Origin of the sequence: Photobacterium andalusiense (assembly GCF_900185625.1) — a bacterium.
Lineage (GTDB): Bacteria > Pseudomonadota > Gammaproteobacteria > Enterobacterales > Vibrionaceae > Photobacterium > Photobacterium aquimaris.
In genome coordinates this window covers 988,940-1,008,648 of the sequence record NZ_FYAJ01000001.1, presented here as the reverse complement: position 1 = coordinate 1,008,648, position 19,709 = coordinate 988,940, and the positions used below count along the sequence as shown (strand labels likewise).

Genomic DNA, 19,709 nt, shown 5'->3' with positions numbered 1-19,709 from the left:
TTTTTTATTATATCTGCGTATTATTGGTGAATATATCGACGTTTTACTTAGTTTTTATGTGGCTAAACAACTGCTTATTTTTGTAAACCTATTTTTTAAAAGCTGAATGATAATGATAGTAATTATCATTCCTGTATGTATAATCATCATTCGAACCGTATCGTTGGATTTTTGTTAAAGCAGGGAATTATGAATAAGCAACTGACACTTATCGCCAGCTCACTCGTTATGGCATTTTCTTCACCTTCACTTTTTGCGCAAGATAGCGTATCTCAATTTGATGAAATTGTTGTTTCTGGTACTCGAACAGAGGAGGCGATAAAAAACATACCGGCTTCGGTCGCTAAAATAACGTCTGAACAAATGAATAAAAACCTTGCTACAGACGTTAAGCAAGCATTGAAATACGAACCTGGTGTGTCTGTTAATGGTCATGGTCGATTTGGTATGGAAGATATTACCATTCGAGGCATGAAAGGCAGTCGCGTTAAAGTATTAGTCGATGGAGTTGAACAGCCTGCATCTTATAATCCTGGTGCAGATGCGATGCGTAAAAATAGTAATAAGTATGAAATTGATACGCTAACAGCGATTGAGGTTAACAAAGGGCCGACATCGACACTTTATGGCAGTGATGCTTTAGGCGGTACTGTGATTATGCGTACCAAAAACCCTGAAGATTTATTACAAGGTGAAACATCACATGTAGGCTTGAAAAGTGGTTATGCCAGTGCCGATGATCAATATAAATTAGGCGTAGAGGCTGCAAAACAAATCGGTGACTTGGAAACAATGTTCATCTATACCTACCGTAATGGCCATGAAACCGATGCTTATAATACCCATGATGATAGCAAAGGTGTTACGCGTAAATCGGCTGATCCATTAAATATTGAATCGCATAACGTATTAGCTAAAGCTTTCTATCAAATAAACAATGCTAACCGTATTGGCTTCACAGGAGAGTATTACACACGTAATGCGAATGGTGATATTTTATCGCGTGATGGTTATACGATAGCGCCCGGTTTTACTTATACTAAAACCCGTGGTGACGATGAAGACACTCGCAAACGCTTTGGTTTTGAGCATGAGTGGTTAGCTGAAAATGTGGTGTTTGATTCATTGAAATGGCAAGTTAATTGGCAGCAACAACGTAGCCAGCATGATAATTATGATCATACTGATAGGCTTGGTAATCGTAATCGTTATCGCGCAGGTAAAGATACCAGCACGCAATTTGATATTCAGTTTGCTAAAGCGATTGAGTTGGCGCAATCACGTCACCAACTGACATATGGCGCGACCGTTGTTAATGATAAGTTTGATCTAAACTATATCGACTATAACTTAGATAAAGGTACTTCAAAACCCGGTCCAACCGAAGTACCAACAGCAAAATCTGAAAAACGCGGCGTATTTATTCAAGATCAAATTTTCTTGTTGAATGATAAAGTTGTAGTGACAGCTGGCGCGCGTTATGACGAGTTTAAAGCTAAGCCTGATGCCGATTCTGGTTTAAAAGATCATGATAGTGATGCATTTACGGGGCGTTTAGGTGCTGTTTATCATTGGACTAATAAATTTAGTACTTACGCTCAATACAGCCAGGGCTTTAGAGCACCGACACTATATGAAATGTATTACAATAAAGATAATCATGCACATGGGTATAAGATTGTCTCTAATCCGAATCTTAAACCTGAGGAAAGCAATTCTTACGAGTTAGGTTTTCGTGCTGAAAACCATGTAGGTAATGTAACGGGTTCTGTTTTCTATAATGATTATTCTAATTTTATTCAAGAAGTTACTACTGAAGTGAATGATTTTAAGACAACAACCAATGAAAATGTAGAAAAAGCTCGTATTTATGGTGCCGAGTTATCCGCTAATTTATGGCTTGATGAAATTATCAACGCCCCAATGGGTACTTATGCTAAAGCGACCATTGCTTATCAAGATGGTGAAGATAAGCAAACAGGAAAAACGCTTGATACCATTGCACCATTAACATCTGTGGTCGGTATTGGTTATGATGCGCCAAATGAAACATGGGGTACGGCATTAGATGTGACCATGGTAGCGGCTAAAGATAATTGGCAAGATAAAAATAACCTTAACGTAGCAGGCTACACGGTTATTGACTTAACGACTTATTACCATCCAGTAAAAGACATGACAGTACGAGCAGGCCTGTTTAATGCGCTAGATAAAGAATACTGGCAGTATCAAGATATGGCAGGCGCTAATAAGACTACTAATGGTATTGAGCGTCGTAGTCAGCCTGGGCGTAACTTTGGTATTAATGTTAACTATGATTTCTAATCGATTACGGTAATTTTAAATACTCTAAATAAGCCGTGTGATAATCTTATATTATAAAGATTATTTACACGGCTTTTTTGATTGCGGGTATTTAATAATTAGCTGTTTTTTAGCACTGCATTATCTTCAATTACAATTAATGGTTCAATATCACTGTCTTTTTTAATTACCAATGAATCATCTGAACGTAAACACACACCGCCGTAATTACCATCGACAGTAAAGGTACAAACCTGAATATATTTATTCGCCACTTTAGGTAAACACCATAGTTGCTGATAGATATTTTTTTGGTTATTAAATTTGCCATCGGTGGTATCTAATACTGAATCGTTATGACTGACTAGATCAATATTGCTGCCACAGCGCCCTGCAATGGGTTTTATTGCATAACCTGTTTTACGAAGTTCATCGGTGATCGTGAAGTCGGTATCCAACAAATAATGATGGTGAGGGAATAAAGACCACAATACAGGTAATATTGCTTTGTTACTTGGGATCACAGTCCATAGCGGCTCAAATACTTTAATTTCAGGGCGAAGCAAAACATCGATTAAGCGCACTTTAGTATCAGGGTAGCCCGTGTGAATAGGCACTGCGGCATATTCAGTGCTGCTGACTTCGCGTACTTGATCCATTGCAGTTTCCCATGCCCATGTTTTCCATACACATTGAATTAAACGTTGGTCGTCATCGATTAATTGTCCAATACTGTTCCAATGGATCCCGTCTAAGCCTTTGAGTATTTTGCTCTTAATGCCAGCCAAGGTTAACGCTTTTTGCATGAATAATGCGTGATAATCTTCCTCTGCATCATCATCTTGCATAATATGCACAAAATCGTACTCTTGGCTGTATTTCCATACACTAGCAAGCTCATTCAGTAAATCTTCAGCAGGACTATTTTCAGTGATATCGCCGCCTTGCTCAGCCCATTTTTGAATGATCAAACATGCTTCAGTGTGACAAGAAGCAGAATCAGCATTGTATTCATAGACCTTCAACCCATCTTCAGACATACAGAAATCAAGGCGGCCCGTTAACATGCTATGACGATGTTTTTGCCATGATAACCGTAAACGAGGCCACAGTATTTTTGGTATATCAAACAGTTTAAGCAAGCTATCGTCTTGCAGTACTTTATCAGTGGCGTGTAAGTACATTAAATGCAATTCGTTAGTGGCTTTGGCTAATTCATGTTCAGCGCTTTCAGATATGGTGAAATAACGATAAATATCATCGTTAAGTAACTGGTCGCTATTCGCTTGCTGGTAAGTTAATTCAAGTGGATCAGTTTCATCTAACCAAGGGCTTGAGAATTGTGCTTGGTTATCACGATAACGACATTGAATATTCAGTAACTCAGGTGAAGGAGAGGGTTGAGGTAAACAGTCATGTGCCTCAATGTTATAAGCCATCCAGCCTAAAATTTCAGAATCATCAAAAGTATCTTTAATGGTGTAGCAACCATTTTCAACCTGCAAGGTTAATTCTCTAGTCCATTGTTGGCCTAATGGCAGGAGCTCAAAAGTGACGTTTTGTTCTGCGATCATCACTTTGTTATCGATAATTTGAGTAATGATTGCAACGTGACCTGTTTCTTGAAACTCACCGCCTTTTTGCCATATTAACAATGAACCTGCGACAGGCGCTTGGTGAGCACCATTAGCAAATGCGTACAACGGTAAGATTTTATCGTTAACGACTTGGCGTAAGAAACGCAACGAAAAAATCTCATATGCCATACCAACATCGGTAAATACCAAGCCATAATTGATATATAAAAAACGGCGAGCAAATTCAACACATTGCCATTTATAACCCATATATTCACCATGCACATAGCTACGCATGGCAGAATCATCAGCGTATTCATTTTCATCAATGGTGCTGTAATCAGAAGAGTAAATCGCAATACCTCCAGGGGCATAGCCCAATAAAGTACCGAAAGGAGCATTATTTGAAGTGTTGTCTGTGTTCATTATCTTGGCCTAGTTGATGATTTAACTTTGTACGACCGATGATGTGGCTCAGAGTATTGAGCAAGTAAAGTATGCATTCGCATCAGGGGGAGTATAGAAAGAATAATTTTTTAATAAGCTAAAACTTTCATAACTCGTTTTCAATCAAGAATATGAAATTGTAATTATTTTTCAATGATTTGAATTATTAATGCAATTAAAGAGTATTTGAGAGTGACTAAAAATCAATATCAGTCGCAGTTTATAACAGCGTTTTTTATTATGATGGATTTTACATAGAGCTTATCTTTCAAAGGGACTGAAAATGACAAACAAAAAACAAAGAGATATCGAAAAACAATATTCAAATGCAGAGTTTGCTGCCAAGTTGCGTCGTTTGGCTGATGCAGTAGAAAACGACACACGGTTTGAGATTCAAATCGCAGGTGAGCGCGTTTATGTGCCGGTTAGTGCTGAATATAGCATAGAGCATGAGCGTGAAAGGGATGAAGAAGAAATCGAGTTTCAAATTAAATGGCGTAATGATTAAGAGCTAATAATGAAAAACAGAACAGTTGTTACATTATGTTGTTGTGCAGCATTGCTATTTTCTATTAAGAGTGCAACTGCTGTCAATAATGATATTACTTGGGTTAGTCCAACAATTCTTGATTTAAAACAAGCGCATAATCTTTGCCCATTAATTAAAAAATCAGCCAATATCTTTATTAAAGAAACCAATGATGCAATCAAAGAAGGTCTAACGATAGTTGAGCCGTCTTTATATCAATGGCCTTTACAGATAGACGAGAAGCCTTATCTCGCGGTGCAATATTCTTCATCTATATACTGTGGTTCACGAGGTTGTAGTACTTACCTTTATGCGCTTAACGGCAGCGAGTGTACTGAATTAGATTTTCCTCATATTTCTCAGCAAGATATTGGTGTGAAAGGTGATCACCTCTACGTTCAAGGCGATCGTTGTGGTATTTGGTCACTGGCCGATGAACTCCACTATGTGATTAATCTGCCAAATTGCGACGATGATAAAGAGTGGGATTTATCGACAGTTAAAACCTTTGGTGATTACACTGTAGCGCAGTCTTATCCAGAGGGATCTGGTAGTTATGTCGGCAAAATGGCATATGTGCAAGTAGGTGGTACACGACAAACACTCACGTTTGAAGCGAATGAAGCAACAGGTTGGTTAACTTATAATGTGGACGGCAAAGTCGTGCAGTTAATTATTGATAACGATTTTATCAGTGATTCACAGCTTGATATAAACGTAATGAGTTTAATTAAAAATGCCCACAAGATGAGTGTTGTGGTTGATAACACAGTCTATGACGTATCAACCAAAGGATCGGGTGCAACCATGATTTACTTGAATGAATTTCCACGCTGGGTGGAGCGGGTAAAGTAAATCTAAAAGGATTATCACATTGTATTTTAACCAATAAATTACATTAAGAAGTGGTAATTTTGACAGTAAAGAATTTGTTGCTGGTGGAATGGTTTATTTTAAGGGATTAGTTAAATATATGGCTGTCCAAAATCTTTTTACAATATCAGCGTAAATCATAAGAATAAGCGTCTAGACTGTAATTATTCAGATTAATGCTAGAGGTTTATATGTTAAAAATATCACTTATATCCGTGCTGATATTGGGTTCTTTACAAGTGTTTGCAGCAAAACCGATGGATGATGCTATCACCGCTATGTGTGATAATTTAAAAAAGTGCACCATTGAACATTTAGGCATGAAACAAAAGATTAATGATGAAGAGAAGTCATTAATTATCACTGCATTTGATAAAAAATGCGATTCGATGAAAAGCCACTATCATCATTATATAGAGCACAATCCAGATATTCATGATAATGCTGTTGCATGTGTACATCGTTTATCTAAAGCAAGTTGTGATGATTTATTGAACGATAAAGAAGATGCAAATTGTTTAATATTTACAAAAGATAAATGATAGAAATAGCGTTAAGTAAAATAAGAGAAGCTAACTGGTAACATCTCTTATTATACTTTTGAATGATAGTACTGCTTATTTTTGATATTGATCTAAATCGAACAATTTATCTCTAATCGCCCAGAAGCGACCACTTTTTCGAGCAATAATAATTTCTGGCGGTCTTAAGCGGTGTTCATTGTTTGCAACTTTTGTTGGGGCAGTATCAGTAAAAGGACGATGTCTATCGACTAAGTGCGGGTTAATAAACTTAGTTAGAAAATCATTCTTTTGGGTTTTGGTTGATAACTGCCAAATCTCGTTAATTTCGTTGTCTTCATCACCAATATAAACCACTTTAAGTTGTGGCTTACCAAATTTGTTTTTCCCTGGCTCTAAGCGCATGTCGGTGCACTTCATGATCATCGCATCTTTAAGTTTTAACGCTTCACGCAGTTTTTTATCTGGATCCACCATCACTGCATCGCATTGATGGCACCTTCGAGCTGCAATATCGTTATCAGCGCCGCATTCTTCGCAATATTTAGCGCGGAAACGGTAACCACATTCTTCACGCTCACCAGTGTCATCATCTTCAAAATAGCCTTGGCAACGACGACCGTAATGCTCAACTAGAAAACCCGCAGGATCAAGTTTGCCCCAAAAGCTGTTATTGAAACCGCAGGCAGGGCAGGGAACCATCACTACTTCACTGTCGCTATTGGGTTTAGGATCGCCGACTTCTGGCTGGTAGAGATCGTAACAGTTACCTGCATATTCAAGAATTAGGCAGTCTTTTTTACCTTCAAATAAGCGTAAACCACGGCCGACGATTTGTTGATAAAGACTGATTGATTCTGTTGGGCGCAACACGGCGATTAAATCGACATGGGGCGCATCAAAACCGGTGGTTAATACTGATACGTTAACTAAATATTTGATTTTTTGTGCTTTAAAATCATTAATGATCCGATCTCGCTCATCAAGAGGGGTATCGCCGATAACAAGTGCTGCATTTTCATGAGCAAGGTATCCCATGATTTCTTGAGCATGATTAACGGTTGAAGCAAAAATCATGATCCCACGGCGATCTTTTGCATAATCAATCACTTGATCGATGATCATCGGTGTTGCGCGACCTGATTGCTCTATCACACTATCAAGATCGGCTTCTTTATAATGACCGGTATTTGATGGTGTCAGTGATGAGAAATCATAGCCTAATACCGCCATATCCATGACCTTTGGCTCAGTTAAAAAGCCTTCATCAAGTAGGTAACGGATGGGTAATTCAAAAATACAATCTCGAAAGAAGCGCTCTGACTCGGTTTTTACTTGGCCTCGAGTGTGATATTTGTAAATCCAACCCATGCCTAATCGATAAGGTGTGGCTGTTAGTCCAAGCACTTTGATATTTGGATTGACAGTTTGTACGTGTTTGATGACTTTACGATAAGCGCTGTTTTCATCATCAGGCACACGGTGACATTCATCGATAACTAATAAAGAGAATTGTTCTTTAAATTTATCGAGGCTATTTGCCATTGATTGTACAGAGGCAAAAACGACCTGCTGATCGGTTTCTTTTCGACCTAAACCTGCGGAAAAAATGGCGGCTTTAAGACCATAGCTTTCATATTTTGCGTGGTTTTGTTCAACTAATTCTTTTACATGAGTTAGCACTAAAACGCGGCCGCGAGCAATACGGGCTAATTCAGCGACGACTAGACTTTTACCAGCCCCTGTTGGTAATGCAAGTACGGCGGGAGAGTTATGTTTACGAAAATAATGTAGGGTGGCGTTAACACTATCTTGTTGGTAAGGGCGTAAAGTATACATATTGTAAATCTGCTACAAATAAACTTTAACTAGTGTACATTTAACCAGTAGTTTAGCAAGTCACTAGGTTGATTTTATCATGTTGAATAATAGGAGAGGATCATAACAATAAGTAATTAGTTGCATTACTTAATGAGAACATAGTAACATATTGATATAAATTATGTTTTGTAGAATACATAAATGGACTTTTTAAATAAAAGAATAAAGCGGTCATGCTTAATATTATCACTCTTAATACTTATAGTTGGATGTAATAAAGAAAATACATTAAGCCATAATAGTTTCTTAAATAATAAAGAGGCAAACTTTGATGGTGCAAAAATATATGTATTACATCAGCGCCAAATTAAAGAATTAGAAGCAATAAGCAAAAATGATTCATTTAATTCGGTTAATCATCATATTGGAATGATTAATAAGCTAATTGATACACCATTAGTTGATATTCATTCTGCACAAATTCAACAATTACAAACGGTGATGAAAAGTAATCAATATAATCAACCTGGCTGGAATGCCGTAGTTAAAGAGGCCTTATCATCATTAGCAGAGAGTAAGAGTAGTGGTGCAACTTTAAGAACTAAATACCAATTAAAGCAATATATTATTGATAATAAAACGGCAATAATGGATGCATTTAAGATTCAACAACAGCATTTAGCTTATGATGCTTTCGTTAGACTTGCGATAACTGTTGATATTGATGCTGACGGTCATTTTGACTTACCTATTTTAAATAATAGTAATGATCGTATCGTTACTATAGTTGATATGACTCAAGTACGTAATGCTCGTTATCAAGCAATTATATTTGAAACTAATGAGTCAAATATTAATATTAAAAGTTTGAATGCTAATAATACTCAACAAATTAATAAGACAGTGCAAGAAATTGCGACTAATTTAGCGTTGAGAATATAAATTAAAATAAACGTAACAGGTTTTATTTTTAAAAATTAAGACGCAATAGGGATAATTATTGCGTCTATTTTATGTTATTCGCTTTTTAGTTGGCTTTGTGACCATGATCCATAGCTGCTATTTGGCATCACAATCCATTGAGTACCAAATTGTTGCTGTTGTTGGACAACCAGTTTACGTTGTTCTGTAGTTGGTTTATGAGTTTTAAACTCAGCAGCAAAATCAGCCAAACTATCGCCTAATAACATGATGACTTGATATTGTTGGTTGATGTCTTCGCGGCGCAGTTGTTTTGATTTATTAGCTAATAAGACATGATCACTATCAACTTGTGGAAGGTCGAAGCGATTAAGGGTATTGATAGTTGCCTGCTTGTTTGTTTGGCTACGATCAGAAACATAAAAAATAGTGATGTGTTGATTATTTACAAAGTTAAGAAAGTCTTTAGCCCCAGGAATTAAGTGTGGCTTGCCATTTTTTTCCCAATCACCCCAAGTATCCCATTCTGTATAATCGTGACATTTACTGAGATCTTTGACAAGCAGCGGTGTGTTATCTAATACCGTTTCGTCAAGGTCGATAATAATGGCCTTTTTTTTATTTGTTTTTATTTGGGTTAAGTTCTCGTTAAGCTGTTGTTGAGCAAACTTATAAGTCTGTAATTGTAGAGCCATAATTTCAGCTGATTGCTGTTGGTAGCGTAGTCCCATCTCGTATTGTTTTACATTGCAATGAGGATCTGCGGCAAATGCAGAAGAACTACTTAGAACAAACAGTAAAGATGCGATAGAAAACGAATTGCGCATTGGTTAAACCTATTCCTAATTGGTATGTATCTAGGCGAATAGGCTAGTAGATTAATGTGTCATTTATATTATGACTGATAACAAATATCATAATGTGAACTGTCAAGAAGATATTCAGCTATTCAGCTTAGTTCAATGTGCTGTTATTGAATTTATATATTGCACAAATATAGTAATATACTCATTAATAATAATGTTACATTGTAACTTAGCTATGATTTTTACTTATAATTAAAAAATTACGACCAATGCTTTATATTTTTAGAATTATTATTATTTTATCGGCATTTTTATCATGGTATGCCGCGGCTTCGACAACAAAAACGACTGCTCATACGAAAATACATCATGCTCGTATTTATCGTCATTACTCACATAAGCACCAAGGACATTTGATACACCATACACATCATATAAAACATGTGTATAAGAAGCGCCATCATTTAACAAAGCGACAAGAATTGCGGCATGTACGGCTGGTTAGACATAAAATTTTTCATGCATATTATGGCTGGAAGGGAACACCTTACCATTTTGGTGGCTCAAGCCATCGAGGGATTGATTGTTCAGCCTTTGTAATGAAAATGTATCGCCAAGTTTTTCATCGTTATTTGCCTAGAACAACGTTAGGGCAGGTAAAATTAGGGCGGCGTGTTCGTAAAGATCAAGCTAAGTTAGGGGATTTAGTCTTCTTTAAAACAGGCCATAATGAGAGACATGTTGGTATTTATCTCTCTAATGGAAATTTTATGAACTCTGCTAGTTCGCGCGGGGTGTCTATTTCAAATTTACATCATATTTTTTGGAAGCGACATTTTTGGCAAGTTAGGCGATTAGTGTCAATATAAGCACTTAATAAACGGAAGCTCTGAGCTTCCGTTTTTTTATGGTTGTAAGGTAAAATTAGGTGATGGTTTAGGTTAAGGTTTGGTCCATATTCGTGTATTGAGATCTAATTCATCAACGATATTAATCACAAACTGAAGATCATAATAAATCGATGCAATAAAGGCTAAAGAGTCTGCCTGCTGAAATAATTTAGGCTCAAAGTAGTTTTTCGAGCTTGAAATTGCGATATAGAGATGATCATTAACAAATGAAAAAGCAATCGTATGTTCAGAACGGTTACTGAAATTAATCAGTCGTTGTATCATTGCAGGTGAGAGTAGATAACGTGCTTCGACTTGATCGTTACTATACACATTAAAAAGTTTCGAAAATTCAGGATCTTCGAGAATAACCTGTTGTTGGTTATTAGTGAATATATCTGATAGTTTTTGACCCATAGCAGAAAAAATATTGTGGTTATTGGGCATGATGGTTGTTTGACCAGAAAAGTGCTTATTTGCATCAGCAATGAAAAAAAGCCCTTTAAAAATAGTATGCCATTGATCTTGGTTCTTGCCGCTATTATCACGACTTTGAGTTTTATATTCTGTATGTAACTCAGAAAAGCGTAAATGGGTTTTATCTAGTTGACCTTCAATGAGATCTTCACCGCGATAACGATCATATTGACGACCAAAAAGAGCGCTGTTTTTGTAATCTTGTTTATCAATACATTGTGTTGGTTGATAGCTAAAGCTGCTATCAATAGAGCTAATGAGCTTGGTAACTATTTTATGTTTATAATCTTTTTTATATTGATCCCAACGTTTGCTATATAAACGATGCATAACAATCGCAATGATAATCGAAAAAATAATACCAAAAGCTTGTAAATCATACATAAAACTCAAGGGAATAACAGTTGCGGCAAATCCAATTGCAATGACTAATGATAGCCAATATTGTTTGATGACGTTTTTACGATCATGATCAAGTGCTTCAAGTTGTGGCTTCAGATGCGTTTCATAAAGTACAGTAAGCTTACTATCCATGGGCGATCATGTCCTATTGCTTAAATAAACGTGCTGCATCAATATTGGCACGCTCGGTGTCAGCAATTTCAAATAACGGTAATATTGTTAGGCGCATTTGTTGAGCAATGATATTTGATGGGAACATTTCAATACTGTTGTTATAGCGTGTGACTGCCGCATTAAAACTCCGTCGTGCCGCTGATATTTGCTCTTCTGTTTCGTTAATTGAGCGCATGAGTAATTCTATATTTTGATTGGCTTTAAGCTCGGGATAGGCTTCGACTGCGACTTTAAAGTGAGAAACCGCGGCAGAGAGTTTTTTATCTAGCTGTGGTTTATTGGCTGACTCAATTTGGGTTGATTGTTGGCGTAATGCAGTAAGCTCTATAAGCACAGATTGTTCATGTTTCATATAGGCTTTGGTGGTTTCAATTAAATTAGGTAATAAATCAAACCGCTTTTTAAGCATGACATCAATACTAGCTTCTGCATTAGCTACTTGATTTTTTTTACTGATGAGGCTGTTGCGCATTGCTACATATAACAGTGCGCTCAGTACCACAAAGACAATTATACCTATTAGCATTTCTATTTTCCTTTATATAAACCAGCAAGCAAAAATAATGATTGTTATAGCTAGCCGTAAGGTTACGCTCTAGTTATAACGAAAAAAGCCTTGTCAAAACAAGGCTTAAATTCAGATTTATTATTATTACTTGGTCTATCTATGAAATAGCAGTAAGAGCAATATGGGATTCAGTAAGACTTTTTGTCATCATGCAAAACTGACGGCGGGGTGTAAATCCATGCTTTTCATAGAAATTACGCGCTCCGGCATTACCAATATTCACTTCGAGCGATAATGCTTTAACCCCATCTTGAATCACTAATGTTTCTAGCTGTGGTAATAATTCAGTTCCGATACCATGCTGACGCCACTCTGATTTCAAATAGAACTGATCGATTAAGCCAATTTTGCCGCCATGCTCAAGACTAAAGCTATAACTGACGATAATATGACCAGCGATATATTTCATGCCATGCTGTTCGACTTCAATGAACCATGCTTGTCCTAATTGTGGGTTACTTAATAATTGTTTAACTGCCTGCGTTGTTTGTTCTGCTTTTTGAGGTAAAGCTTCATAGTCAAACAATTCATCTATTAATTTGAGAAATTTATTTAGCGAAGAAAGTGTTGGTGTGCTGAGAGAAATATTCATACTGAGTCCCTAAGTTAAACCCTTATCTTTGAAGGCTTTATTGATTACAACGTGTAAGTAAGTTGTTGTATTTGCATAGAGTGAATGTTTTTTAATTTGTAATCTAGCAGATATATGACAATAGAGTCATAGAAATGTTCATTTTTTTAATGAAATGGTATTAAGTTTAACAATTTTATTTTAAAACCAGGTGTTATTACAAAGTGCTCAGCGTATGAATGTTGAGGAAAACAAAGTTTTTAATGCATCTGTGTGATTTGCTTCCTATAATACCGACCCATTTGTAAGTAGCGGAGCCAGTCAATGAGGCTTGATAAATTCTTAGGTACCACTTTAGGTATCACCCGTAGAGAAGCCGGTAAACTTCTTCGTGACAAAATGATTGAAGTTGATGGCGAAATAGTTCGCAGTGCTTCTTTCTCTGTTGGTGATGATAACGACGTAGAATTTAACGGTCGTCCACTTCGTCTACAAGGGCCTCGTTACTTCATGTTGAATAAACCACAGGGCTTTGTGTGTTCACATGTTGATGATTTCAATCCGACTGTTTTTGTATTGTTTGATGAAGTAAGCCCTGAGAAAATGCACGTTGCTGGTCGTTTAGACAGTGATACAACAGGCTTAACGCTATTAACTGATGATGGTCAATGGTCACACCGCATTACTTCTCCACGCCATGTGTGTGAGAAAGTGTATTTTGTAGAAACAGCTGATCCGATTGTTGTGGAGAATATTGCGCAATTTGAAGCTGGCGTACAATTAAATGGTGAAGATGGACTGACTCGCCCTGCAAAATTAGAAATTGTTGGTGAGCGAGAAGGGGTATTAACCATCACTGAAGGTAAATATCACCAAGTGAAGCGTATGTTTGCAGCTGTTGGTAACCGTGTGGTTGGTTTACATCGTGAGCGAGTAGGCGCAGTTGAGTTAGATGAAGATCTTGAACCTGGCCAATACCGCCCGTTAACGGCTGAAGAAGTTGCGTCATTTTTAGCGAAATAATACTATTCATGATGATGTAATACGAAGAAAGCATAAGCATTGTTGTTTATGCTTTTTTTTTTGCATGCGATCTGAAACGATTATTATTCTCTTATTTTAAGGTAAGTTAGAAATTTTTTATTTCCTATTAGGAAAGAATCAATGCCACTTTTTAGCGTACAATAGGTTTATTGTCCCTTTCATAGCAATTATATCCTGCTTATCATTGTTATTTTATAAAAGAATATTTATGACTCAACAAGCCTCATCTAAATTGAGTTTACAGCTCATTCTCATTCTCGGTGCAATTGCCGCTTTAACTCCTTTTGCTATCGATATGTATTTACCAGCAATGCCGAGTATTGCTAAAGACTTTCTTGTTTCGCCAAGTGCCGTTCAAGTTACATTAACGGCTTATACTGCGGGCTTTGCCTTTGGTCAGCTCATTCATGGTCCGTTAGCTGATAGTTATGGTCGTCGACCAATGTTGATTGCGGGGACGGTGAGTTTTTTAGTCTTAACAATTTTAGGCGCGCTCAGCACCGATATTAATGAATTAACTATTATTAGAGTAGCGCAAGGGTTTGCTGGCGCTGCTGCTGCGGTGATTATTGGTGCCTTGGTACGTGATATGTTTGAGCGTGAAGAATTTTCACGAACAATGTCATTTGTTACTTTAGTGATGACGATTGCACCGTTAATTGCGCCAGTTTTAGGCGGGCATCTTTCTGTATGGTTTGGTTGGCGTGCTGTCTTTTGGGCATTAGCAATTTTTGCTGTGATAGTGTTAATTTCGATATTATTTAAGATTAAAGAAACGCTTCCAAAAGAAAAACGGATGCCATTTCATTTATCGTCAATTCTTAAAAATTACAAACGGTTATTATCAAACCCGGTTGCATTTGGTTTAATTTGCTGCAGCGGATTTTCTTTTGCGGGTATGTTTACGTTTTTAACCGCAGGTGCATTTGTTTACATCGATATTTACGGTATTAGTGTCGAGAATTTTGGCTATTATTTTTGCTTAAACATTCTTTGTATGATCCTATTCACAAGCATTAATGGCCGATTTGTAAAGCGCAAGGGTACACACTGGATGCTGCGTTTTGGTTTGATTATTCAATTAGTCGCAGGAATATTACTACTCATAGGACAGTGGTTAGATTTAGGCTTGTGGGGGGTGGTTATTCCTGTTGCGTTATTCATTGGTACACTTTCTACTATCGGTAGTAATACCATGGCATGTTTATTATCGAGTTATCCGCAAATGGCGGGTACGGCTTCATCTTTAGGTGGAACGTTCCGGTTTGGTATTGGTTCAATTGTTGGTGGACTGGTTGCTTTAATGCCAGACAGTAATGCGTGGCCAATGGCATTGACTATGGCATCATGTGCTATATTATCGGCTGGTTTTTATTGGTTCCTTGCACGCACAGCTTAGAAGTTGTGTCGTGGTTTGATATTTTTGGATTGTTTGAAATAAATCATGACCATTTTTTTTAATGAAATTTACAATGTAGTTAATAGTGGATTAACCGCCTTACAAGAAGCGCAAGCAACAGGTAAAGCACAGAAAAATCCTGTCAGTGAAAGTATTTTTTTAAGTGCTTGGGTAACAAAAGTACTTAAACAACATAGCTTTGATCGTTGTGTCGTGAAAACACTGCAAGAATGGCAACAGCAATCACGTACAATGGGTAAAAACGCACAACTAAAACTGCATTTTTCGCGTTTAGCCGATACTTACGCGAAGGTAACCAATGAGCAAGGTCAATCAACAGTTATTACGCCGGCGGTGATGACAACGTTTTATACTGCGCTTGAACAGCAAGATTGGTTAGTAACCAATGAATATGAAGTCAACCGTAAGGTCAGCCACCATACTGATGGTAAAGCATCGTTAGTGGTTTGTTGTGCTCAGTATGCCGAAGCAATGGCTGACGGTGACGAGTTAGTTAAACCTTTATCTTTATATGTACGTGGTAATGCACAGCAATTTATTGACATTGCCTACCAACATGGAATTTTGCTGTTTAAAATTACAGACTATAAATCAAAAGTTAAGTTTCATGGTGAGTATGTGATTTACCCGCATAATGCTGGTGGACATCTGCCTGAGCTACCAACAGCGACGCTTTAATCGTTATTATTGATATACATAAATGCCGTATGTGTTAACCACGCATACGGCATTTTTTATCGTTTAATGTATCTGCCTCGTTGATAACTATATTGCGTTACGTGCTAGTGTTAACTTAGTGAACAGTTGTTTAATGATAACCAGTACTAAACAACAACCGCCACAAGTTAATAGTGTGATGGCTAAATTACCTGTTGATGCGGCAAAATCTAATCCAATACCAATAATGAGGTAATAGGATAACCCTAATAAAGCACCCGCGCTGCCAAGGTGGTTACGATAATTGACTAAAGCGGTACTAAATAGATTTGGTAAAGTAAGACCAAAAGCAACAGAAACTAAAGCCATTGGAATAAAGAACCAAATTGTATCTTGTAATAGGTAAACCCCGATGCCTGAAATAACCATTAATATCATCGCGATAAAGACAATAACATCACCGTTTAGCTTATAGTGAATTAGCTTTATATTAATCAGTGATCCTAATATCGAACCAAAGGCTAAAACAAAACCGGTATAACCAAATAGTTTTACACTTGCGCCCAGTTGCTCAAACATAAACGGAGCAATACTGTAGTATGAAAAGAGTGCCACGTTAGCCAATCCGATCATTAATGTAATGTACCAAATATGACTATCACGGATCATTTTATTGGCTACAGAGAGCAAGCTATCACGTTTAATGTGTTCAGGTTTAGTTTCAGGTAGCTGAAGACTTGACCAGATAAATAACAGGATGATGAGTACAATCATTGCTGCGAATACCCAAGTATAACCACCATGGGCTGTTAGCCAACTGCCGATCATCATACCGAGTACTGGGCTAATCCCAACTGATGTTGCCGCAATTGAGAATAGTCGCGATAATTCAAGGCCTTCAAAGCTGTCTCTTAAAATCGTTTGAGTACATACCGAGCCAACTGCAGCGCCAAATGCGCAAGCTCCAAAACCATATAAAAATAGATCAAAGTTAGGTGCTAAATAAGTGGCTATCGCAGCAGTAATAAACAGTGCTAATCCAGCTAACGTTGAACGACGGCGACCAATGATATCGCATAATGTCCCCCAAAAAACGACACCTAAAGCAAAAGCTATAAAGAAGATGGATAAACCCTGAGCTGCATTTTCAGCACTAACAGCAAAATGATTTTTAATCGATGTCAATGCTGGGCTATACATGGTTTCAATAAGCTGTGGAAACATTAATAGCGCAATGGCTAACGGTGTTGATATTTTTTTTATATTCATTTTCTATATCCTGTTTATCCAGTAATTACCTCACTTCTATTGATGCTTATATTCACAACGTTAAAATTGGAATCTAATGCAATGAACAAGAGTGTCGGTGTCACTGTTATTTCAATATGGAAAATTATATAGTGTCGAAATTTGGTATAATATTAACATAGGGACGTTAAATATCACTTTAAGGACAAATTGATAAGGATAGTCAAATGGCTTACATTACAATAGATCAACAGTTTTGTGCAGATGAATATGATGGCTTAGTGATTGGACTTGCCGCTGATTTAGGTAATCATGATTCTGGAGAGCATCGGCATAATAAAGATCAGCTATTGTTCTCACATCATGGCTGTATGGTAATTACCTTAGAAGGGGTTAAGTGTGTGTTGCCACCAATGAGAGCGGCATGGATCCCTGCTGGTGTGTTACATAATGCCCAAATGAACAATGTAACCCATTATCGTTCGTTGTATTTTGATCAAGCATTACAACCACAACTTAGCCGCGAAATGAAGATCATCGATATTAATCCGTTGATGGCAGCATTACTTGAAAGAATGGCATATTGGCCCTTTGATAAACCGAATCATGAGCAAATAAATACAGTTAATTTATTAATAGAAGAACTTAATTCTGCTACTGATAGCCATCTAAACTTACCACTACCACACGATATACGATTACAGCAATGGTTAGCTAATATTAATCATCCTGACTTTTTAGCACCGAGTTTAGCTGAGCTGAGCCAGCTTGTTGGTGCAAGCTCAAAAACCATAACCCGTATTTTCAATAAAGAAACAGGCATGCCATATCAAAGTTGGCGTCAGCAATGGCGGTTGTTAGCTGCGATTGAATTACTTGTACAAGGGCAGCGGATCTCAGATATTTCATATCGACTTGATTTTGCTAATGACAGTGCATTTATTTACTTCTTTCGCCAAAAAACGGGATTTACACCACTTAATTTTATGATTGAACTTAAATAATGAATCTTGCATCCTAGAGCGCTTATTAAATATAGAACGCTAAAATTAGCCAATATTGACTGATTTTTTGCGGCAACTTAACCATAAATAAACACTAAAACCGTTTAATATATTATGTAATAAAAAATTGATATGAGGTTCTCATCTTGATGGTTTTTAAGTTGAATATTCATCTTTATAAGTCATGATAATCCTATTAATTACTATAAATGATATTGTCATTATACGATTAATATAATGCTCGCTAAGGCTAACAGAATAATAAGGACGTCCATGCCTGTTTGTTGTACTCAATATAAAAATGAACATATTTCTATACCTTTGATTTTATCATTTGATGAAACATTAACGTTTTTTCCATTTGTATTAGAATTTTATGATTGGCGTGACGGTCTTGCTATGTATCGTGCTTATCCTGATGGTCATCGTGAATTATTGGAAGGAAGTTGTTCGTTTTATATAGAGCATATTGAGTCATTAGCAGGCGGCAAAGCATGGATTGACAGCATTCCAACACAACTGGTGAATAAAGCTCGTGTATATGCTGATCTTGGTGTTTATATGCTAAAAATTGCGGCAATGAGCGACAAAGCACGTCATTTATTATCCCAACGACCAATATTACTTTATCTAGTGTGTGAGCGTTATCCCTTAGATCATGAGCAGGTTGTCTCTTTATGTGAATTGGGACAGCGGCAGATATTAGCCCATTTAGGCTTAGCCTCATGCCGCTCAGCATTACGGTTTATTGATCGTATTCAAAGTGATTTTTCTACCCGTTCGGTTGTGATCGTTATTCATCGCTTATTAGATCCACAAACCAAGCCATTTATATTGTTCCGCCATTATCAGGCCATTACCACGTTAACCTTGCAAGTCTATTTACAATGGCCAACGCTGACAGGCACTAAATTAGGCTTTTATTTAATGAAAGCCTCGCAACGAGAAAGACTACAAATTAATCAAATATTATCGGATGTATTTCAATTAGGCTATCGAGTGCTTGATGTCGATTCAGTGCGACGTATTCATGCTGCAACATCATATGATGAGCTAAAACAATTACATGATCGTTGGCTTATCGCACAGCGAACAGCCAAGTTTGTGCCTGATCCGAGTTGCGACAAAGCGTATGATATTCCTTTTACTGGGAACAATAATATTGTGCCAATTCGCAATTACCAGCAACTTGAATCTGAAGGTATTGAACAAAATCACTATGTTGCTATTTACCATCATCGCATTATTAAAGGTGAATATCTGGTGTATAAAATGCATATGCCGGAAAGAGTAACAATAGGTTTAAAGCGCCATTATTTAGCCAATGGTAGAGCGAGTGATATCTATACAGTTGATCAAATTCAAGCTCGTAATAATCGTATGCCATCTTATGAAACATTAGAAACGGTTTACGGTTGGTTAGACAGTATTAAAGTGGTTCGTTAATACCGTATG

18 protein-coding genes are annotated in these 19,709 nt (G+C 37.0%); 11 read left to right on the top strand and 7 right to left on the bottom strand.

The window, feature by feature from the left end; all coding sequences use genetic code 11:
* The first annotated feature begins 189 nt into the window (after positions 1 to 189).
* Positions 190 to 2,325: a TonB-dependent hemoglobin/transferrin/lactoferrin family receptor gene (locus PAND9192_RS04585; RefSeq protein WP_087852737.1), complete on the top strand. Its 2,136-nt coding sequence runs from the start codon at positions 190 to 192 to the stop codon at positions 2,323 to 2,325.
* Positions 2,326 to 2,423: 98 nt separating this feature from the next.
* On the opposite strand, the gene gss is transcribed toward PAND9192_RS04585, so the two are convergent.
* Positions 2,424 to 4,307 (bottom strand): bifunctional glutathionylspermidine amidase/synthase, encoded by a 1,884-nt coding sequence (gss, locus tag PAND9192_RS04580; protein ID WP_087852736.1) that lies wholly within the window; start codon positions 4,305 to 4,307, stop codon positions 2,424 to 2,426.
* Between the two features lie 304 nt (positions 4,308 to 4,611).
* On the opposite strand from gss, the gene PAND9192_RS04575 reads away from it, so the two are divergent.
* The 3 genes from PAND9192_RS04575 to PAND9192_RS04565 all read left to right on the top strand — a co-directional run bounded on the left by PAND9192_RS04575 (position 4,612) and on the right by PAND9192_RS04565 (position 6,272).
* Positions 4,612 to 4,836, top strand: coding sequence for an amphi-Trp domain-containing protein (locus tag PAND9192_RS04575; protein ID WP_087852735.1), 225 nt, complete (start codon positions 4,612 to 4,614; stop codon positions 4,834 to 4,836).
* 9 nt (positions 4,837 to 4,845) lie between these two features.
* On the top strand, positions 4,846 to 5,712 hold the full coding sequence (locus PAND9192_RS04570) for a hypothetical protein (RefSeq protein ID WP_087852734.1): 867 nt from the start codon (positions 4,846 to 4,848) through the stop codon (positions 5,710 to 5,712).
* Between the two features lie 209 nt (positions 5,713 to 5,921).
* Positions 5,922 to 6,272, top strand: a complete 351-nt coding sequence (locus tag PAND9192_RS04565) for a hypothetical protein (protein WP_087852733.1) — start codon at positions 5,922 to 5,924, stop codon at positions 6,270 to 6,272.
* Between the two features lie 75 nt (positions 6,273 to 6,347).
* On the opposite strand, the gene radD is transcribed toward PAND9192_RS04565, so the two are convergent.
* The gene (gene radD, locus PAND9192_RS04560) at positions 6,348 to 8,090 is read right to left on the bottom strand and encodes a DNA repair helicase RadD (RefSeq protein WP_087852732.1); all 1,743 of its coding nucleotides are present in this window, start codon (positions 8,088 to 8,090) and stop codon (positions 6,348 to 6,350) included.
* A gap of 183 nt (positions 8,091 to 8,273) precedes the next feature.
* On the opposite strand from radD, the gene PAND9192_RS04555 reads away from it, so the two are divergent.
* On the top strand, positions 8,274 to 9,014 hold the full coding sequence (locus PAND9192_RS04555) for a hypothetical protein (RefSeq protein WP_087852731.1): 741 nt from the start codon (positions 8,274 to 8,276) through the stop codon (positions 9,012 to 9,014).
* A gap of 74 nt (positions 9,015 to 9,088) precedes the next feature.
* Here the strand turns inward: PAND9192_RS04555 and PAND9192_RS04550 are convergent, their stop codons facing one another.
* The gene (locus PAND9192_RS04550; protein WP_087852730.1) at positions 9,089 to 9,820 is read right to left on the bottom strand and encodes a 5'-nucleotidase, lipoprotein e(P4) family; all 732 of its coding nucleotides are present in this window, start codon (positions 9,818 to 9,820) and stop codon (positions 9,089 to 9,091) included.
* 248 nt (positions 9,821 to 10,068) lie between these two features.
* On the opposite strand from PAND9192_RS04550, the gene PAND9192_RS04545 reads away from it, so the two are divergent.
* On the top strand, positions 10,069 to 10,668 hold the full coding sequence (locus tag PAND9192_RS04545; protein ID WP_087852729.1) for an NlpC/P60 family protein: 600 nt from the start codon (positions 10,069 to 10,071) through the stop codon (positions 10,666 to 10,668).
* Positions 10,669 to 10,740: 72 nt separating this feature from the next.
* Here the strand turns inward: PAND9192_RS04545 and PAND9192_RS04540 are convergent, their stop codons facing one another.
* The 3 genes from PAND9192_RS04540 to PAND9192_RS04530 all read right to left on the bottom strand — a co-directional run bounded on the left by PAND9192_RS04540 (position 10,741) and on the right by PAND9192_RS04530 (position 12,902).
* Entirely contained in the window at positions 10,741 to 11,700 is a 960-nt protein-coding gene (locus PAND9192_RS04540; protein WP_087852728.1) for a DUF3137 domain-containing protein, read from the bottom strand.
* A 13-nt stretch (positions 11,701 to 11,713) separates the two neighbouring features.
* On the bottom strand, positions 11,714 to 12,268 hold the full coding sequence (locus PAND9192_RS04535) for a LemA family protein (protein WP_087852727.1): 555 nt from the start codon (positions 12,266 to 12,268) through the stop codon (positions 11,714 to 11,716).
* Between the two features lie 139 nt (positions 12,269 to 12,407).
* Positions 12,408 to 12,902: a GNAT family N-acetyltransferase gene (locus PAND9192_RS04530; RefSeq protein ID WP_087852726.1), complete on the bottom strand. Its 495-nt coding sequence runs from the start codon at positions 12,900 to 12,902 to the stop codon at positions 12,408 to 12,410.
* 303 nt (positions 12,903 to 13,205) lie between these two features.
* On the opposite strand from PAND9192_RS04530, the gene rsuA reads away from it, so the two are divergent.
* From rsuA to PAND9192_RS04515, 3 genes are all read left to right on the top strand, one after another.
* A complete protein-coding gene (gene rsuA, locus PAND9192_RS04525) occupies positions 13,206 to 13,904 on the top strand; it encodes a 16S rRNA pseudouridine(516) synthase RsuA (RefSeq protein ID WP_087852725.1) in 699 nt (232 codons plus the stop codon).
* A 229-nt stretch (positions 13,905 to 14,133) separates the two neighbouring features.
* Positions 14,134 to 15,324: a Bcr/CflA family multidrug efflux MFS transporter gene (locus tag PAND9192_RS04520; RefSeq protein WP_087852724.1), complete on the top strand. Its 1,191-nt coding sequence runs from the start codon at positions 14,134 to 14,136 to the stop codon at positions 15,322 to 15,324.
* 45 nt (positions 15,325 to 15,369) lie between these two features.
* On the top strand, positions 15,370 to 16,023 hold the full coding sequence (locus tag PAND9192_RS04515; RefSeq protein ID WP_087852723.1) for a DUF2913 family protein: 654 nt from the start codon (positions 15,370 to 15,372) through the stop codon (positions 16,021 to 16,023).
* A gap of 87 nt (positions 16,024 to 16,110) precedes the next feature.
* Here PAND9192_RS04515 and PAND9192_RS04510 read toward each other — a convergent pair whose 3' ends face one another.
* Positions 16,111 to 17,271, bottom strand: coding sequence for an MFS transporter (locus tag PAND9192_RS04510; protein WP_087852722.1), 1,161 nt, complete (start codon positions 17,269 to 17,271; stop codon positions 16,111 to 16,113).
* Positions 17,272 to 17,477: 206 nt separating this feature from the next.
* Here PAND9192_RS04510 and PAND9192_RS04505 point away from each other — a divergent pair, with 206 nt between their 5' ends.
* Both PAND9192_RS04505 and PAND9192_RS04500 read left to right on the top strand, forming a co-directional pair.
* A complete protein-coding gene (locus tag PAND9192_RS04505) occupies positions 17,478 to 18,254 on the top strand; it encodes an AraC family transcriptional regulator (RefSeq protein ID WP_087852721.1) in 777 nt (258 codons plus the stop codon).
* A 273-nt stretch (positions 18,255 to 18,527) separates the two neighbouring features.
* Positions 18,528 to 19,700, top strand: a complete 1,173-nt coding sequence (locus tag PAND9192_RS04500) for a PcfJ domain-containing protein (RefSeq protein ID WP_087852720.1) — start codon at positions 18,528 to 18,530, stop codon at positions 19,698 to 19,700.
* The last annotated feature ends 9 nt before the right edge of the window (positions 19,701 to 19,709 follow it).

Bases quoted from the DNA above. Each gene is read 5' to 3' on its own strand.
- PAND9192_RS04585 (WP_087852737.1), top strand. From the start codon at position 190: ATGAATAAGCAACTGACACTTATCGCCAGCTCACTCGTTATGGCATTT.
- gss (WP_087852736.1), bottom strand. From the start codon at position 4,307: ATGAACACAGACAACACTTCAAATAATGCTCCTTTCGGTACTTTATTG.
- PAND9192_RS04575 (WP_087852735.1), top strand. From the start codon at position 4,612: ATGACAAACAAAAAACAAAGAGATATCGAAAAACAATATTCAAATGCA.
- PAND9192_RS04570 (WP_087852734.1), top strand. From the start codon at position 4,846: ATGAAAAACAGAACAGTTGTTACATTATGTTGTTGTGCAGCATTGCTA.
- PAND9192_RS04565 (WP_087852733.1), top strand. From the start codon at position 5,922: ATGTTAAAAATATCACTTATATCCGTGCTGATATTGGGTTCTTTACAA.
- radD (WP_087852732.1), bottom strand. From the start codon at position 8,090: ATGTATACTTTACGCCCTTACCAACAAGATAGTGTTAACGCCACCCTA.
- PAND9192_RS04555 (WP_087852731.1), top strand. From the start codon at position 8,274: ATGGACTTTTTAAATAAAAGAATAAAGCGGTCATGCTTAATATTATCA.
- PAND9192_RS04550 (WP_087852730.1), bottom strand. From the start codon at position 9,820: ATGCGCAATTCGTTTTCTATCGCATCTTTACTGTTTGTTCTAAGTAGT.
- PAND9192_RS04545 (WP_087852729.1), top strand. From the start codon at position 10,069: ATGCTTTATATTTTTAGAATTATTATTATTTTATCGGCATTTTTATCA.
- PAND9192_RS04540 (WP_087852728.1), bottom strand. From the start codon at position 11,700: ATGGATAGTAAGCTTACTGTACTTTATGAAACGCATCTGAAGCCACAA.
- PAND9192_RS04535 (WP_087852727.1), bottom strand. From the start codon at position 12,268: ATGCTAATAGGTATAATTGTCTTTGTGGTACTGAGCGCACTGTTATAT.
- PAND9192_RS04530 (WP_087852726.1), bottom strand. From the start codon at position 12,902: ATGAATATTTCTCTCAGCACACCAACACTTTCTTCGCTAAATAAATTT.
- rsuA (WP_087852725.1), top strand. From the start codon at position 13,206: ATGAGGCTTGATAAATTCTTAGGTACCACTTTAGGTATCACCCGTAGA.
- PAND9192_RS04520 (WP_087852724.1), top strand. From the start codon at position 14,134: ATGACTCAACAAGCCTCATCTAAATTGAGTTTACAGCTCATTCTCATT.
- PAND9192_RS04515 (WP_087852723.1), top strand. From the start codon at position 15,370: ATGACCATTTTTTTTAATGAAATTTACAATGTAGTTAATAGTGGATTA.
- PAND9192_RS04510 (WP_087852722.1), bottom strand. From the start codon at position 17,271: ATGAATATAAAAAAAATATCAACACCGTTAGCCATTGCGCTATTAATG.
- PAND9192_RS04505 (WP_087852721.1), top strand. From the start codon at position 17,478: ATGGCTTACATTACAATAGATCAACAGTTTTGTGCAGATGAATATGAT.
- PAND9192_RS04500 (WP_087852720.1), top strand. From the start codon at position 18,528: ATGCCTGTTTGTTGTACTCAATATAAAAATGAACATATTTCTATACCT.